This window comes from Cellvibrio sp. (assembly GCF_039207905.1).
In the GTDB taxonomy this organism is placed as follows: Bacteria; Pseudomonadota; Gammaproteobacteria; order Pseudomonadales; family Cellvibrionaceae; genus Cellvibrio.
This window is the reverse complement of record NZ_JBCECX010000006.1, coordinates 132,472-145,735: the sequence shown is the minus strand read 5'-3', so window position 1 is coordinate 145,735 and position 13,264 is coordinate 132,472. Positions and strand designations below refer to the sequence as shown.

General features: G+C 48.9%; 13 protein-coding genes and 1 other RNA gene. 4 read left to right on the top strand and 10 right to left on the bottom strand.

What is annotated here, in order from left to right; genetic code table 11:
* Positions 1 to 66: 66 nt before the first annotated feature.
* Together lysS and prfB are read right to left on the bottom strand one after the other, a co-directional pair.
* Positions 67 to 1,569 carry a lysine--tRNA ligase gene (gene lysS, locus AAGC78_RS05380; RefSeq protein ID WP_435783018.1) on the bottom strand — a complete coding sequence of 501 codons (1,503 nt, stop codon included), beginning with the start codon at positions 1,567 to 1,569 and terminating at the stop codon, positions 67 to 69.
* 65 nt (positions 1,570 to 1,634) lie between these two features.
* Positions 1,635 to 2,730 (bottom strand): peptide chain release factor 2 gene (prfB, locus tag AAGC78_RS05375; protein WP_435783017.1). Its coding sequence is split into 2 segments (ribosomal slippage): positions 1,635 to 2,657 and positions 2,659 to 2,730, totalling 1,095 coding nucleotides; the frame shifts between segments, so codons are not numbered across the junction.
* Between the two features lie 270 nt (positions 2,731 to 3,000).
* On the opposite strand from prfB, the gene AAGC78_RS05370 reads away from it, so the two are divergent.
* Positions 3,001 to 4,413 (top strand): glycosyl hydrolase, encoded by a 1,413-nt coding sequence (locus AAGC78_RS05370; protein WP_435783016.1) that lies wholly within the window; start codon positions 3,001 to 3,003, stop codon positions 4,411 to 4,413.
* A gap of 77 nt (positions 4,414 to 4,490) precedes the next feature.
* On the opposite strand, the gene AAGC78_RS05365 is transcribed toward AAGC78_RS05370, so the two are convergent.
* From AAGC78_RS05365 to ffs, 8 genes are all read right to left on the bottom strand, one after another.
* Positions 4,491 to 4,991 carry a hypothetical protein gene (locus tag AAGC78_RS05365; protein ID WP_435783057.1) on the bottom strand — a complete coding sequence of 167 codons (501 nt, stop codon included), beginning with the start codon at positions 4,989 to 4,991 and terminating at the stop codon, positions 4,491 to 4,493.
* A gap of 35 nt (positions 4,992 to 5,026) precedes the next feature.
* Complete coding sequence (locus tag AAGC78_RS05360) at positions 5,027 to 5,470, bottom strand: YcgN family cysteine cluster protein (RefSeq protein WP_435783015.1); 444 nt, start codon at positions 5,468 to 5,470, stop codon at positions 5,027 to 5,029.
* 33 nt (positions 5,471 to 5,503) lie between these two features.
* Positions 5,504 to 5,800 carry a YcgL domain-containing protein gene (locus AAGC78_RS05355; RefSeq protein WP_435783014.1) on the bottom strand — a complete coding sequence of 99 codons (297 nt, stop codon included), beginning with the start codon at positions 5,798 to 5,800 and terminating at the stop codon, positions 5,504 to 5,506.
* 30 nt (positions 5,801 to 5,830) lie between these two features.
* The gene (gene rnd / locus AAGC78_RS05350) at positions 5,831 to 6,982 is read right to left on the bottom strand and encodes a ribonuclease D (RefSeq protein ID WP_435783013.1); all 1,152 of its coding nucleotides are present in this window, start codon (positions 6,980 to 6,982) and stop codon (positions 5,831 to 5,833) included.
* A 5-nt stretch (positions 6,983 to 6,987) separates the two neighbouring features.
* Positions 6,988 to 7,581: a recombination mediator RecR gene (recR, locus tag AAGC78_RS05345; protein ID WP_435783012.1), complete on the bottom strand. Its 594-nt coding sequence runs from the start codon at positions 7,579 to 7,581 to the stop codon at positions 6,988 to 6,990.
* Between the two features lie 124 nt (positions 7,582 to 7,705).
* Positions 7,706 to 8,026 carry a YbaB/EbfC family nucleoid-associated protein gene (locus AAGC78_RS05340; protein WP_435783011.1) on the bottom strand — a complete coding sequence of 107 codons (321 nt, stop codon included), beginning with the start codon at positions 8,024 to 8,026 and terminating at the stop codon, positions 7,706 to 7,708.
* 30 nt (positions 8,027 to 8,056) lie between these two features.
* Positions 8,057 to 10,048: a DNA polymerase III subunit gamma/tau gene (gene dnaX, locus AAGC78_RS05335; RefSeq protein ID WP_435783010.1), complete on the bottom strand. Its 1,992-nt coding sequence runs from the start codon at positions 10,046 to 10,048 to the stop codon at positions 8,057 to 8,059.
* A 193-nt stretch (positions 10,049 to 10,241) separates the two neighbouring features.
* An RNA gene (ffs, locus tag AAGC78_RS05330) (signal recognition particle sRNA small type) lies at positions 10,242 to 10,337 on the bottom strand.
* A 275-nt stretch (positions 10,338 to 10,612) separates the two neighbouring features.
* Here ffs and tpx point away from each other — a divergent pair.
* The 3 genes from tpx (at position 10,613) to AAGC78_RS05315 (ending at position 13,250) form a co-directional block, all read left to right on the top strand.
* Positions 10,613 to 11,110, top strand: coding sequence for a thiol peroxidase (gene tpx, locus AAGC78_RS05325; protein WP_435783009.1), 498 nt, complete (start codon positions 10,613 to 10,615; stop codon positions 11,108 to 11,110).
* A 255-nt stretch (positions 11,111 to 11,365) separates the two neighbouring features.
* A complete protein-coding gene (locus AAGC78_RS05320; RefSeq protein ID WP_435783008.1) occupies positions 11,366 to 12,826 on the top strand; it encodes a sensor histidine kinase in 1,461 nt (486 codons plus the stop codon).
* Entirely contained in the window at positions 12,819 to 13,250 is a 432-nt protein-coding gene (locus AAGC78_RS05315) for a response regulator (protein WP_435783007.1), read from the top strand. The genes AAGC78_RS05320 and AAGC78_RS05315 overlap by 8 nt, the downstream gene beginning before the upstream one ends.
* Positions 13,251 to 13,264: the final 14 nt, after the last annotated feature.

Here is a 13,264-nt window from a genome sequence, read left to right as displayed (position 1 = left end):
TCCGCAGCATAGAAAAGTACAGACAAAAAAATAGCGCCCGTAGGCGCTATTTTCAGTAACTATTGCTTATTCCGGACGCATATGCGGGAACAACAATACATCGCGAATCGATGGTGCATTGGCGAACAACATGATCAAGCGATCAATACCAATCCCCTCGCCTGCTGTTGGTGGTAAACCGTATTCCAGCGCGCGCACGAAGTCAGCATCGTAATGCATAGCTTCATCATCACCGGCATCTTTCTCACGCACTTGTTGCATAAAACGTTCAGCCTGGTCTTCTGCATCGTTCAACTCAGAGAAACCATTCGCCAATTCACGACCACCGATAAAGAATTCAAAGCGATCAGTCACCGCAGGGTTTTCATCATTGCGACGTGCCAGTGGTGATACTTCAATTGGGTACTCGGTGATGAAGGTTGGCTGATCGAGTTTGTGCTCAACGGTTTCTTCGAAGATTTCGATATGGATTTTGCCCAGACCGTAAGAATCTTTCACTTCAATGCCCAAATCTTTGGCTGCTTTGGTTGCACCTTCGATTGTGCTTAATTGCTCACGGGTGATTTGCGGGTTGTACTGCAACACCGAATCGAATACTGACAAGCGAGTAAACGGCTTACCGAAATCATATTCGCTGGTTTGGTATTTCAATGTAGTACCGCCAGTCACTTCAACGCACAACTTACGCAGCAAATCTTCAGTCAAATCCATCAAGTCTTTGTAATCAGCGTAAGCTTGGTAGAATTCCATCATAGTGAATTCTGGGTTGTGACGAGTAGAAACGCCTTCGTTACGGAAGTTACGGTTAATTTCAAATACGCGCTCGAAACCACCGACGACCAAACGCTTCAAATACAATTCCGGCGCGATACGCAGGAACATATCCATATCCAATGCATTGTGGTGAGTGATAAATGGTTTAGCTGATGCGCCACCAGGGATCACATGCAGCATCGGTGTTTCCACTTCCATAAAACCACAACCAATCATGTAGTTACGGATAAAGCTAATGCACTGCGAACGCAAACGGAAAGTGTCGCGCACTTCCGGGTTCACAATCAGATCCACATAGCGTTGGCGATAACGAATTTCCTGATCGCTCAGGCCGTGGTATTTATCCGGCAGTGGGCGCAAGGATTTGGTGAGCAACTGATACTCTTCCAAATTCACGTACAAATCACCTTTACCAGATTTGTGCAGTGCGCCTTTTACACCGACGATATCACCGATATCCCACAAGCCCCATTTGTCTTTAATCACTTCCTGCGCTGCTTTATCAGCATACAACTGGATTGAGCCTTCACCATCCTGCACAACCATAAACGGGCCGCGTTTTGCCATGATACGGCCAGCAACGCTAACAACATGATTCAGCGCTTCCAATTCTTCTTTGGTCTTTTCACCGAATTGTTTTTGCAAATCAATGCTCTTGTCGCCACGACGGAAATCATTAGGGAATGCATTTCCCTTCTCGCGAATTGCAGACAGCTTTTGACGGCGCTCTGCGATCAATTTGTTTTCATCATGCGCTTGTGCATCTGGCTGTGCTGAATTGATTTCGTTGCTCATAGTCTTCACTGATCGTTGATAAAAGTTTAGGGCTAAAAATTAGGGGCTGATCCAACTAAAATACATTACAAACCGGCTTTAAGGCTTTCGACAATAAATTGATCGAGATCACCATCCAATACGGCTTGGGTATTTGAGGTTTGCACGCCGGTGCGCAAATCTTTAATGCGTGAATCATCCAATACATAAGAGCGGATTTGGCTGCCCCAACCGATGTCAGATTTATTATCTTCCATCGCTTGTTTTTCCGCATTGCGCTTTTGCATTTCCTGCTCGTACATTTTTGCACGCAGCATTTTGTACGCTTTATCGCGGTTGGCGTGTTGCGAACGTTCGTTCTGACACTGCACTACGATGTTGGTTGGAATGTGCGTAATACGCACTGCAGAATCGGTTTTGTTAATGTGCTGACCACCGGCACCACTTGCACGATAAGTATCGATACGCAAATCAGCCGGATTGATTTCAATCTCAATATTGTCATCAATTTCGGGCGAGACAAAAACTGAACAAAATGACGTGTGGCGACGATTACCAGAGTCGAATGGTGATTTACGCACTAAACGATGCACACCAGTTTCGGTGCGCAACCAACCAAACGCATATTCACCTTCAAAATAAATGGTGGCACTTTTGATACCGGCCACATCACCCGCAGATACTTCCTCAAGGGTAACTTTAAAGCCTTTGGCTTCGCCCCAGCGCAAATACATACGCAAAACGATTTCAGCCCAATCTTGGGCTTCAGTACCGCCTGACCCGGATTGGATATCAAGATAGGCATTGTTCGCGTCTGTCTCGCCCGAGAACATGCGGCGGAATTCCAACACACCTAATTGTTTATCGAGGCGATCCAACTCCGCTTGCACATCAGCAACCATGGATTCGTCATCTTCTTCCACGGCCATGTCGAGCAGCTCGCGCGAATCGCGCACGCCGGTATCCAGATCATCGATGGTTTTTACCACCATCTCCAGTGATGAACGTTCACGGCCTAATGCCTGCGCGCGTTCCGGCTTATCCCATACGCTTGGTTCGCCAAGGTCGAGTTCAACTTCTGCTAGACGTTCTTTTTTAAGATCGTAGTCAAAGATACCCCCTAAGCACATTGGTGCGCTCAGTAAGGTCTTTAAGGGCATTCAATAACGGATTGATTTCCATAATAAGGTGCGAATTCTAAGAGGTTGCGCCCATAAAAAGGCAAGAAAAAGCGAGGCGCGCATTCTACATGAGATGACCGATGAGGCCAAATCGCATGCGGCGCCCAACGGAATCCAGTCAACCCTCCCCTGCTCCATCGCACCCATTAAAACTATTTGTTCACCACCGCTGTTACCGGCTATCTGAGTTCACTCACCTTCTATATACTGAGGTAACCGGTTACATAGATGATCGGCAATAATCAAAAACGATAATAAGCTCGGAGATAAAATGAAAAATCCAGTCAGTCCCATTGCGGGCGCCGCTTGTTTAAGCATCGCTTTACTATTAACAGCTTGTGGCGGCGGAGGTGGTGGATCTTCAACCCCGGCACCAAAACCGGCTTCAAGCGCTGCTCCATCTAGCACTGCACTATCCAGTACTGCCCCATCCAGCACTGCATTATCCAGCACAGCGCCTAGCTCAGTTGCCCCATCCAGTATCAGCTCATCCAGCAAATTGTCGTCATCCAGTGCTGCGTCCGTTGGGAAATGCACGGTAGACGGCAAGCAGTGGAATACTTGTACAGGCGATAGCACTAATTGGGGATTTGAAAACGGCCAATATTGCATAGCGCAACAGTTCTGCCCCGCTAATCGCACCAGCCTTCCGGTTGCGACGATGCGCACGGCACCTGTCGATGCGAATGCCACTGCCAAAACCCAAGCTATCTATACCTACCTGAAAAGTATCTGGGGTCAGAAGACATTGTCAGGCCAACAGGACTTAACCTGGAAAGACTCAATCGATATGGCCGGCCGCGTTTTTACCGATACGGGTAAATATCCTGCCCTCATGGGTTATGACTTTATGAATTACGGCATGACCGCCAATTGGGTTGAAGGCATCAAGCAGACTCAGGAAGCGATCGATTACGCCAATAAAGGTGGTTTGGTGACCTTTGCATGGCACTGGCGCGACCCGGCATTACTCAACACCGCAAGCGTTAACGATGCGCAGTTTTACACCAAAGATACTGACTTCCAGATTCCCGTCAAAGATGGCGCACTCGACACCGGCAGTGCAGCTTATGCACAAATTAATGCAGGTATCGATTTAATCGCAGCAGAACTGAAAAAGCTTAACGATGCGGGCGTTAGCGTTTTATGGCGCCCACTGCACGAAGCATCAGGCAATAACGGCGATGGCTGGTTCTGGTGGGGGCGCACACGCACCGATGGAGTGCCGCAATCTTTCGCGCAAATTTTGTTGTGGCGACATATGTACGACCGCTTGACCAATCAACATGGTTTGCACAATTTGTTGTGGGTATGGAATGGACAGAACGCGGCTTGGTATCCCGGCGATGAATTCGTCGATATCGTCAGCCACGATATTTACGACAGCTCTGACAACAAAACCTATAAATCGCAGCTTGCGACTTACACCCAAGCCCGTAAATATCCAGCAGAAAACAAAATGGTCGCATTAAGCGAAAATAGCTACATTCCCGATCCAGATAAAATCGCAACCGACGGAGCCTGGTGGTTATGGTTTATGGTGTGGAATGATAGCGACACAGCCGCGGGAGTAACCAGCTCCGGCAATTTTTGGACGGGCGAGTATTACAATACTAACGCTCACAAAACCAAGGTATACAACCACAACAATGTGATCACGCTGGATGAGTTACCGGTTTTCTAAATTTACAAATCGTGATTTAAAAACCATAAAAAAGCCCTGCATTTGCAGGGCTTTTTTACATCACGTAAAGAAAACAATTAACGAATCGCACGAATCGGTTCATCGTGCAGTAACTCATGGCGAGCAAGGCGCTCTTCCCTACTTAAACCGGTATTGGCCGAGCGGCGGGTTTTTGGTGAGTAATCATAATCGTCTTCATCGTCTTGATAGTTAGACGAGTTGCCACGGTAATCTTCGTAAGTATTTTCATCCTCTGCATGCGCGCGGCCACGGGTTAGTAGCTGGTAGATTAGCGACAAGATTAACAAACCAATCCAGATGCCCAACATTAATTTCAGCACCGGTTTGATCGCTACAAAACCACCTTCCATATAGCCAAAAAACAAGGTGTAAATTGCGGGAGCCATGGTCATGGTTTCAGCATCAATCGCGTAGGGAGTGAATAAAATCACCATCACCGTGATGACGAAAAAATGTGCCCAGGCGCGGCCTGCGCGGCGAAACAACAACCAGGCAGCCAAGCTGCATCCGGTTGCGCCAATCAGGTACATTGCCCAAGCGTATTGATAGTCAGTCATATTTTCCACAATAAGTCTCCTCTCAAATCCCCAGGTTAATTAACCCAACGAACAATATGATCTTCCAAATCATCGGGATCAACTGCATTTTCATGGATCACCCGGCCAGCAACGGAAACACCGGCCTGATGGACGGAATTCGGATCGCCCGAGATCAACGGGTGCCAATCAAACAACGGAATTCCCTCTGCTTTTAATCGATATGCACAGGTTTCCGGCAGCCAGTAAGTCTCTTTCACTGTAGCAGGCGTCAATACTGCACAAGCCTCTACCAAGCGCTGACGATCAGTGTATGCCTGGCAGCGACAAGTGTCATGGTCCAAATAGCGGCAGGCGACATTGGTGTAATACACATCACCATCGTCTTCATCTTCCAATTTATGCAGGCAGCACTTGCCACAACCGTCGCAGAGGGATTCGAATTCCTCTGGTGACATTTGCTCAAGGGTTTTAGCCAGCCAAAAAACCTGTTGTGCCATGGGGTTTCCGATCGTGTTGCAAAAATGGCGACATTAATTGCCGGATAATTTTGAATTCAATGCACGCAACCGCTCCGCTTCCGGGTCGCGTTCGCTGCGCGGCGGCAACTGTAAATAGAAGCCTTTCTCTTCCAGACTTTCCGCAACTTTCTCGACGCTGGCATTCGCCAGTTTTTTTCCAGGCGTAAGCAATATCACCATCGCCTGCTGTGGCTTGCCGAATAGTTTCAACAAATCCTCTGGTACCTTGCTCAGGCCTTCCTCTTTTTTAACGTAGAGGTACATACCCTCTTCTTTTGGGCTGCGGTAAATTTCACAAATAATTTTCATAAGCTCTTCGTACTAGATAGGCAGGTTGTATTAAATGGTTGCCGAATTATTGGCTTGTGCGTTGGCCACTTGCAGTAATCCTTCGCCAATTAATCCAAAGCGCCAGCCCAGTAAACGCGCCGGTAATTGATACTCGCCGCCGTTCATACCTGAACGCACTAATTGCTCGTAATCTTTTTTGCGAATCAACACTTCAGCCGGAAGCTGTGCCTGCTCGGCATAATCGCGCACATAATTTTTCAGCGCTTTCATCAATGGCCCTTCGCTTTGCGCAAGTGGTGCATCAAGGCGCGCGGGCCAAGTAGATTCATGTAAAGCCAAGGCATCAGCAACAATTTGTAACAGCGTATCTGCATCTTGCTTTAGTGTGCGCGATGGGATGTCCGGCACTTTGGATAAATGCGCAACGTCCTGGATTCTTTTGCGCGCAATTTCCCACAAGGATGGTTCTTTGATTAAACGATTGCGCGGCAAATCGCGCGCGCGCGCTTCGCGCTCACGCCAAATGCATAACTGCTTTAACACCGCCAATTCTTGCGGGCGCAACTTCCAGGCAAAGCCAACCTTTTGGTAAGCATCACTGTAATCTTCAGTTTTACGCGCGTTTGTCACTAAATCGGCGCAATCACTTTTTACCCATTCCAAACGCTCATTGGCTTTTAATATCTGCAACAATTTTCCGTACACAATCAACATATGTGCAACATCAAGCGCAGCATATTTTAATTGCGCAACACTTAATGGGCGCTGCAACCAATCTGAACGGGTTTCGTCTTTGGGAATCTCAATGCCCAATACATTTTTAACCAGTGCCGAATAACCCAGACTAAAACCCAAACCGGCAAACGCAGCGGCAATTTGTGTATCAAACAAAGGCGCAGGCACAACACCTAACCAACGCTGGAACACTTCCAAATCTTCCGAGCAGGAATGCAATACTTTGGTTACATTGGTGTCGAGCATTAACTCGCGCAGCGGCGTCAGATTTTGAATCGCCAAGGGATCAATTAAATAGCAACCTTTACCATCGCCGATTTGCAGCAAACCCGCGATCGGATAAAAGGTATCGCTGCGCATAAATTCGGTATCGACTGCAATCGCAGCCTGGTTACGCCAACTGGCACAGAGTTCGGTTAATTGATCGTCTTGATCAATCCAGATTGGTTCACTTGGAATCAGCATTAAAATTATAGACTTCTACGAGAGGAAAACGCGTGAGCGAGAGTACCACCATCAATAAATTCCAACTCGCCACCGAGCGGAACACCATGGGCAATACGTGAGACAGTCACATTTAAATTTTTAGCGCGCTCGCTGATGTAATACGCGGTCGCTTCACCTTCGACAGTAGGATTGGTTGCCAGAATAACTTCTGTGATCGATTCCTGTTGCAACAGCTGGATTAGCTGGTCAACGCCAATATCTTCCGGGCCTATGCCATCAATGGGCGACAAATGCCCCAGCAACACAAAATATTTACCCTGATAAGTTCCCGCTTGTTCAATCGCCAATACATCGCCCGGTGTTTCAACCACGCAGAGCAAACTGTTATCGCGACGCGTGTTAGCGCAAATGCCGCAGTGCGCCTGTTCAGTGAGCGTGCGACAACGCTGGCAACGACCGACACCTTCAACTGCTTTATGTAAATTCTGCGCGAGACGCTCGGCACCAGCGCGATCGCGCTCCAATAAATGCAGCGCCATCCGCTGGGCGGATTTGGGGCCTACACCAGGCAAACAGCGCAATGAAGCCATGAGTTCATCAATTAACGGGCTGAACATTTAATTTCCAGTGGAATTATTTTCCGTTGGGAGCGCCACTTACTGCGCCCTGATATTTGTTGCGTTTTTTGGGGCGCAGTAAGCAGCGCACCTACGATTTAAAACAGTGCAACGCCATCAGCAATCAAAATGGCATTTTAAAATCAGGTGGAATTCCCATGCCAGCGGTCATTTTTGCCATTTGGTCGCGATTTTGCGTTTCGATTTTACGCACCGCATCGTTCACTGCTGCTGCCAGCAAATCTTCCAGCATTTCTTTGTCTTCGCTCATTAAACTTTGATCGATAGAAACGCGTTTCACATCGTGGCGACCAGTCATCACCACGCTGATCAAACCCGCACCGGCCGAGCCAGTCACTTCCGCCTTGGCAAGGTCTTCCTGCATTTTTTGCATGTTGGCCTGCATTTGCTGGGCCTGTTTCATCAAGTCGCCAATACCTTTCATAGCGTCCTCATCAATTAGTCAGTGAAAAAGTTAAATCGGTTGAATGGTTTCTTCGCGCAGCGTCGCACCAAATTGTGCGATCAATTGCTGCACGATAGGATCATTTTTAATTGCGCTAATCGCATCTTGCAGGCGCTCTTCGCGCAAACGGATTGCCATTTGTGCTGGTGTTTCTGCAGTGGTTTCGCCCATCTGGATATGAACAGTCACCTGCTCAACAAAATAATCACCCAGCAACGCCGCCAAACGTTTTTCGTGGCTGGTGTCGTACAAGGTGCTGTTGGCTTTATCCAATACAAAATGGAAGACATTGCCTTGTCGACCGACCATCTGGCAATTTGCAACGGTGCTCTGCAGGATGCCGGTAACGCCCAAGCCCAAATAAATTTCCGTCCAGTCAGCAGGACCCGCTTGCTCATAAGGCACTTTGCGCAGCACTTTTGGTGCTGGCGGTGCAACAGGTTCAACAACCGTTTTCTCTATAACGGGAGCTGCGCTGCTAGCTGCCAATATTTCAGCCGCCGGGGATGCCGCCTTGTCCATTGCAGGCGGCTGAGCCGCCTCAGACTTTTTTGGGTCATTTACCTCGGCAACCGGCGCTTCGTAATAAGCGGGCGCTGGCTCGTATTCATCTTCAGCCGGAACGTAATCATCATCTCCACCACTGTAACTTTCGTAAGGCGGAGGCTCAGGCATGGCCGGTGCTTGCTGCACCTGTGGCTGTGGTTGCTGCGGGCTAGGAACAGCCGCCGCGGGTGGCGGATTATTCACAGCGGGTGCAGTCATCGCTGGCGCAGCAGCTACCGGCGCTATAACCGGTGCGGCAGCTTGCGCTACAGCAGCGGGAACAGGAGCAGAAGCAACGACAGGAGCTGCAACAGGTTTAACCGGTGCAGCCGATGATTGCGGTAGCGCTTGGGTTGGTACATCAACAACACCTTGCGGCTTGAACGCCAGCATGCGCAACAACACCATTTCAAAACCGGCGCGGGGATCGGGGGCAAGCGGCAAATCGCGGCGGCCCAATAACGCAGTTTGGTAAAACAGTTGCACATCTTCCGACGGTAATTGTTGGGCGAGCTGCATAATCCGCTCGCGATCACCGTGGCTGTTATCCACCGCTTCCGGCAATGCCTGGGCAATCGCAATGCGATGCAACACCGCCAGCATTTCAGCGAGTGCACTGGCGTAATCCGGTGCTTGCTCGGACATCCGCTCTACTGCGGCCAATACCGCGCGACCATCCAGCGAAACCAAAGCAGTAACGATATCGTAAACCGCAGTTTGGTCGATGGTGCCGAGCATGGTGCTGACTTCAGCTTCGGTAATTTTGCCGGAGCCATAAGCAATCGCCTGGTCAGTCAAACTCATGGCATCGCGCATACTGCCGTCGGCAGCGCGGCCCAAATGCCAGAGCGCTGACTCTTCAAACGGCACCAGCTCTTCGTTCAACACAAACTTCAGGTGCTGGACGATGCGCTCGGGATTCATGTTTTTGAGATTGAACTGCAAGCAGCGCGACAAAATGGTCATCGGCAGTTTTTGCGGATCAGTCGTCGCCAGCAAAAACTTCACATGTGGTGGTGGCTCTTCCAGGGTTTTCAGCAAGGCATTGAAGCTGCTGTTGGAGAGCATGTGCACTTCGTCGATCAGGTAAACCTTGTAGCGACCGCGAGTCGGCGCGTACTGGACGTTCTCCAGCAGCTCGCGGGTATCTTCTACTTTGGTGCGCGAGGCAGCATCCACTTCGATCAAGTCAACAAAGCGGCCTTCGGCAATCTCGCGGCAGCTGGCGCATTGGCCGCAAGGTTCGGAGCTGACTCCGGTTTCGCAATTGAGGCATTTGGCGAGGATACGCGCGATAGTGGTTTTCCCCACGCCGCGAGTACCGGTGAACAGATAAGCATGGTGCAAACGGTTGTGATCCAGCGCGTTGATCAATGCTTGCAGGACGTGCTCCTGCCCAACCATTTCGCGGAACACACGCGGGCGCCACTTGCGCGCCAGAACTTGATAGCTCATGCCGATTGCTGCTCTCTACTCAAATAATGGGTCAAAGAATGGGGCTGTTTGCAAAAAACAGGGCGCGATTATAGCGAGCAATGCCGGAAATAGACACCGACACAGGGGGCGAAAACGGGCATGAATGGCCGTAATAACAGACAAGTTAAGTAAGGAAAGATACAGGTCGTAACGGGGGAGAGATTGGAGGCAACCTAACCAGCCACACCCCGGCACATAACTTACTGCTACCGTTGCTCCCTTCCGGGCCTGGCGGGGTTTACAGATCATTATTGCGAGGGGACCGGCTAGATCACCATTGCAGCTCGCGTTAACTATCCCAGTAAATGGGACGGTAAGCACAAGAGGCGCGCATTATCATCAGTTTGCACCAGCAATGCAAGGCACAATTTTTTTCTGGTCAGGATTTGAGCGGGAGAGAGCAATCTCTTGTTATTGAAAGATTTTATTATCATGGCGCCCATTGCAATTCCTTTTTCTGCCACTATCAACTAGGCTTCAAACAGTGTTTTTCTCCATGACAAAAACCACAACAATCCAATCCCATCGTTCAGGAGCATTTCTATGGCAACAGTGACCCTCAAAGGAAACCCATTCAACACTAACGGCAACTTGCCAGCAGCGGGCAGTAAAGCTCCTGAATTCAAATTGGTGAAAACAGATTTATCAGAGGTTTCCTCAGCGGATCTGGTGGGCAAACGTGTAGTACTGAATATTTTCCCAAGTGTTGATACTCCTACCTGTGCCCAATCAGTACGCACATTCAATGCACAAGCCAGCGCACTGAATAACACTGTTGTTGTTTGCGCATCGCAAGATTTGCCATTCGCCCTGGCGCGCTTCTGCGGTGCCGAAGGTTTGGATAAAGTAATCCCGGCCTCTGCTTTCCGCTCAAATTTCGCAGCAGACTACGGCGTAAAATTGGTAGACGGTCCACTGACTGGTCTGACTGCACGCGCAGTTGTGGTGCTGAACGAAGAAGGTAAAGTACTGCACACCGAATTGGTGAGCGAAGTTGCGCACGAGCCAAACTACGACGCAGCATTGAAAGCACTTGCCTAATCGCAAAGCGCTTTGAGCAAATCCAAAAAACGCCAGCAATCTTGCTGGCGTTTTTATTTAACTCTCATTCATCTAACCCTCACTCATCCAGCAATAGAGTTGATATACAAACGCGCTATCAATAGATGAGCTAATTACTAATCGCTCTGAAAAACACTCTGTTTTACCCCGCTCCTGCCCGCCCATTTCCGCGCCGCTGCCTATACTCAACCTTAAAGGTTTGGAAAGTGACCGTGCTAATGGAGTTGATTCAGGATGTCACTGCAGGACAATACCAAAAGTAATCCCAACTACATTAAAGACCTGCTGGATGCCGTGCCTGCAGGCATTATTGTGACCCATCAAAATGGGCGCATTAATTATTTAAATGAGGAAGCAGAAAGTCTGTTCGGCTACAGCCGAGGCGAACTGCTTGGGCAAAGTATCGACCTGCTGTTGCCAGACCGGTTTAGCCGTCACCATGCACAACTGCGCCAGGGCTACATCGACAACCCCTCTACCCGCTACATGGGCGCCGGACGCGACCTCTACGGCAAACGCAAAGACAACTCGGAGTTTCCACTGGAAATCGGATTGCGTTCACTTGTTGCCGATGGCGAACAATTGATTGTAGCGACCATCGTCAATATCTCCCGCCGCAAACAACTGGAAGAACGTCTAGCCAAAATTATCGACGCATCACCCTATGGCCAATTATTGGTGGACGAACGCGGTGTAATCCAATTAATCAATCCCAGCTTGTTAAAACTCTTTGGTTACAACAAAGAAGAACTGCTTGGAAAATCCATGGATATTTTATTACCCGAACGCTATCGAGATGGCCACGAAAAACTCCGCCTCGGCTATTTGCAAAAACCCAGCTTACGAGCCATGGGATTGGGACGCGATTTAACAGGTAGACATAAAAGCGGAACCGAAATTCCCATTGAGATTGGTTTGAGTCCGGTTGAAAGTGATATGGGCAACCTCACCCTCGCCGTGGTAACAGATATTTCCGAACGCAAACGCTTGGAACTAAACCTTAAACAAGCCAATGCACATCTGGAAGAGTTCACTTACGTTGCCTCGCACGATTTAAAGTCGCCCCTGCGCGGCATTAGCGATTTAGTTGAGTGGATTAGTGAAGACCTGAACAATACCGCGCCCGAACCTGTGGTGAAAAATATTGAGCGCATCAAGGTGCGTATCGGGCGCATGGAACAATTGATCGAAGATCTATTGTTGTACGCGCGCGCGGGCAAACGCGCGAAGGAATCTGCCGCTATTGATGTACACGCACTGATCGCTGGCATTATCGACATGCACCCTATTCCTGCCGGATTTCAGATTTTCCAGGACATCAGCATCAATGAAATCAAAGCTGCAAAAATTCCGCTTGAAACAGTGTTGCGCAATTTATTTAGCAATGCGTTAAAACATCATACCGGTGAAAACCCAATTATCACTATTAGTGCAGAAGCCAGCGGCAGTTACTGCTTATTTAAGGTAGTAGACAACGGCCCCGGCATCCCCAAGGGCGCACAGGAACGGGTATTTCGTTTATTCCAGACACTCGGCAACAGCGAAGCCAGCGGCAGCGGTATAGGCCTGGCATTGGCTAAACGCCTTACCGAAAGTCACGGAGGGCAAATTGAATTGATTAGCAATTCTGATAACAAAGGCTGCAGTTTTCATGTGTGGTGGCCGCGCTTTGCGAGGAAAGATATCGATGAGTAATCAAGCCAAAGTCAATATTTTATTGGTCGATGATGATGATGTAGCCGCAGAATCTGTAGTGCGCAGCCTACGCAAAAATACCATTGATTTTCCAGTCACCCTGGCTCGTGACGGTGTTGAAGCTCTTGAAATATTGCGCCGTTCTCACGCCGATCTAACAATAGAAAAACCTTATTTAATCCTTTTGGATTTGAATATGCCGCGCATGGATGGGTTTGAGTTTTTGCAGGAAATCCGCAGCGATAAAAACCTGCACGACTCTATCGTATTTGTATTGACCACCTCTGATTTTGAATCAGACAGAACCCGTGCATACAACGAAAACATTGCGGGCTATATGGTCAAATCTGCAGTCGGCCCACAATTCGCAAAACTGGCAACATTGCTCGATAGTTACCGTAGCACCGTTGCATTACCCAGCTGATCAAACGCGCAAAG

Coding starts and splice junctions, on each gene's coding strand:
- lysS (WP_435783018.1), bottom strand. CDS start 1,569: ATGAGCAACGAAATCAATTCAGCACAGCCAGATGCACAAGCGCATGAT.
- AAGC78_RS05370 (WP_435783016.1), top strand. CDS start 3,001: ATGAAAAATCCAGTCAGTCCCATTGCGGGCGCCGCTTGTTTAAGCATC.
- AAGC78_RS05365 (WP_435783057.1), bottom strand. CDS start 4,991: ATGACTGACTATCAATACGCTTGGGCAATGTACCTGATTGGCGCAACC.
- AAGC78_RS05360 (WP_435783015.1), bottom strand. CDS start 5,470: ATGGCACAACAGGTTTTTTGGCTGGCTAAAACCCTTGAGCAAATGTCA.
- AAGC78_RS05355 (WP_435783014.1), bottom strand. CDS start 5,800: ATGAAAATTATTTGTGAAATTTACCGCAGCCCAAAAGAAGAGGGTATG.
- rnd (WP_435783013.1), bottom strand. CDS start 6,982: ATGCTGATTCCAAGTGAACCAATCTGGATTGATCAAGACGATCAATTA.
- recR (WP_435783012.1), bottom strand. CDS start 7,581: ATGTTCAGCCCGTTAATTGATGAACTCATGGCTTCATTGCGCTGTTTG.
- AAGC78_RS05340 (WP_435783011.1), bottom strand. CDS start 8,026: ATGAAAGGTATTGGCGACTTGATGAAACAGGCCCAGCAAATGCAGGCC.
- dnaX (WP_435783010.1), bottom strand. CDS start 10,048: ATGAGCTATCAAGTTCTGGCGCGCAAGTGGCGCCCGCGTGTGTTCCGC.
- tpx (WP_435783009.1), top strand. CDS start 10,613: ATGGCAACAGTGACCCTCAAAGGAAACCCATTCAACACTAACGGCAAC.
- AAGC78_RS05320 (WP_435783008.1), top strand. CDS start 11,366: ATGTCACTGCAGGACAATACCAAAAGTAATCCCAACTACATTAAAGAC.
- AAGC78_RS05315 (WP_435783007.1), top strand. CDS start 12,819: ATGAGTAATCAAGCCAAAGTCAATATTTTATTGGTCGATGATGATGAT.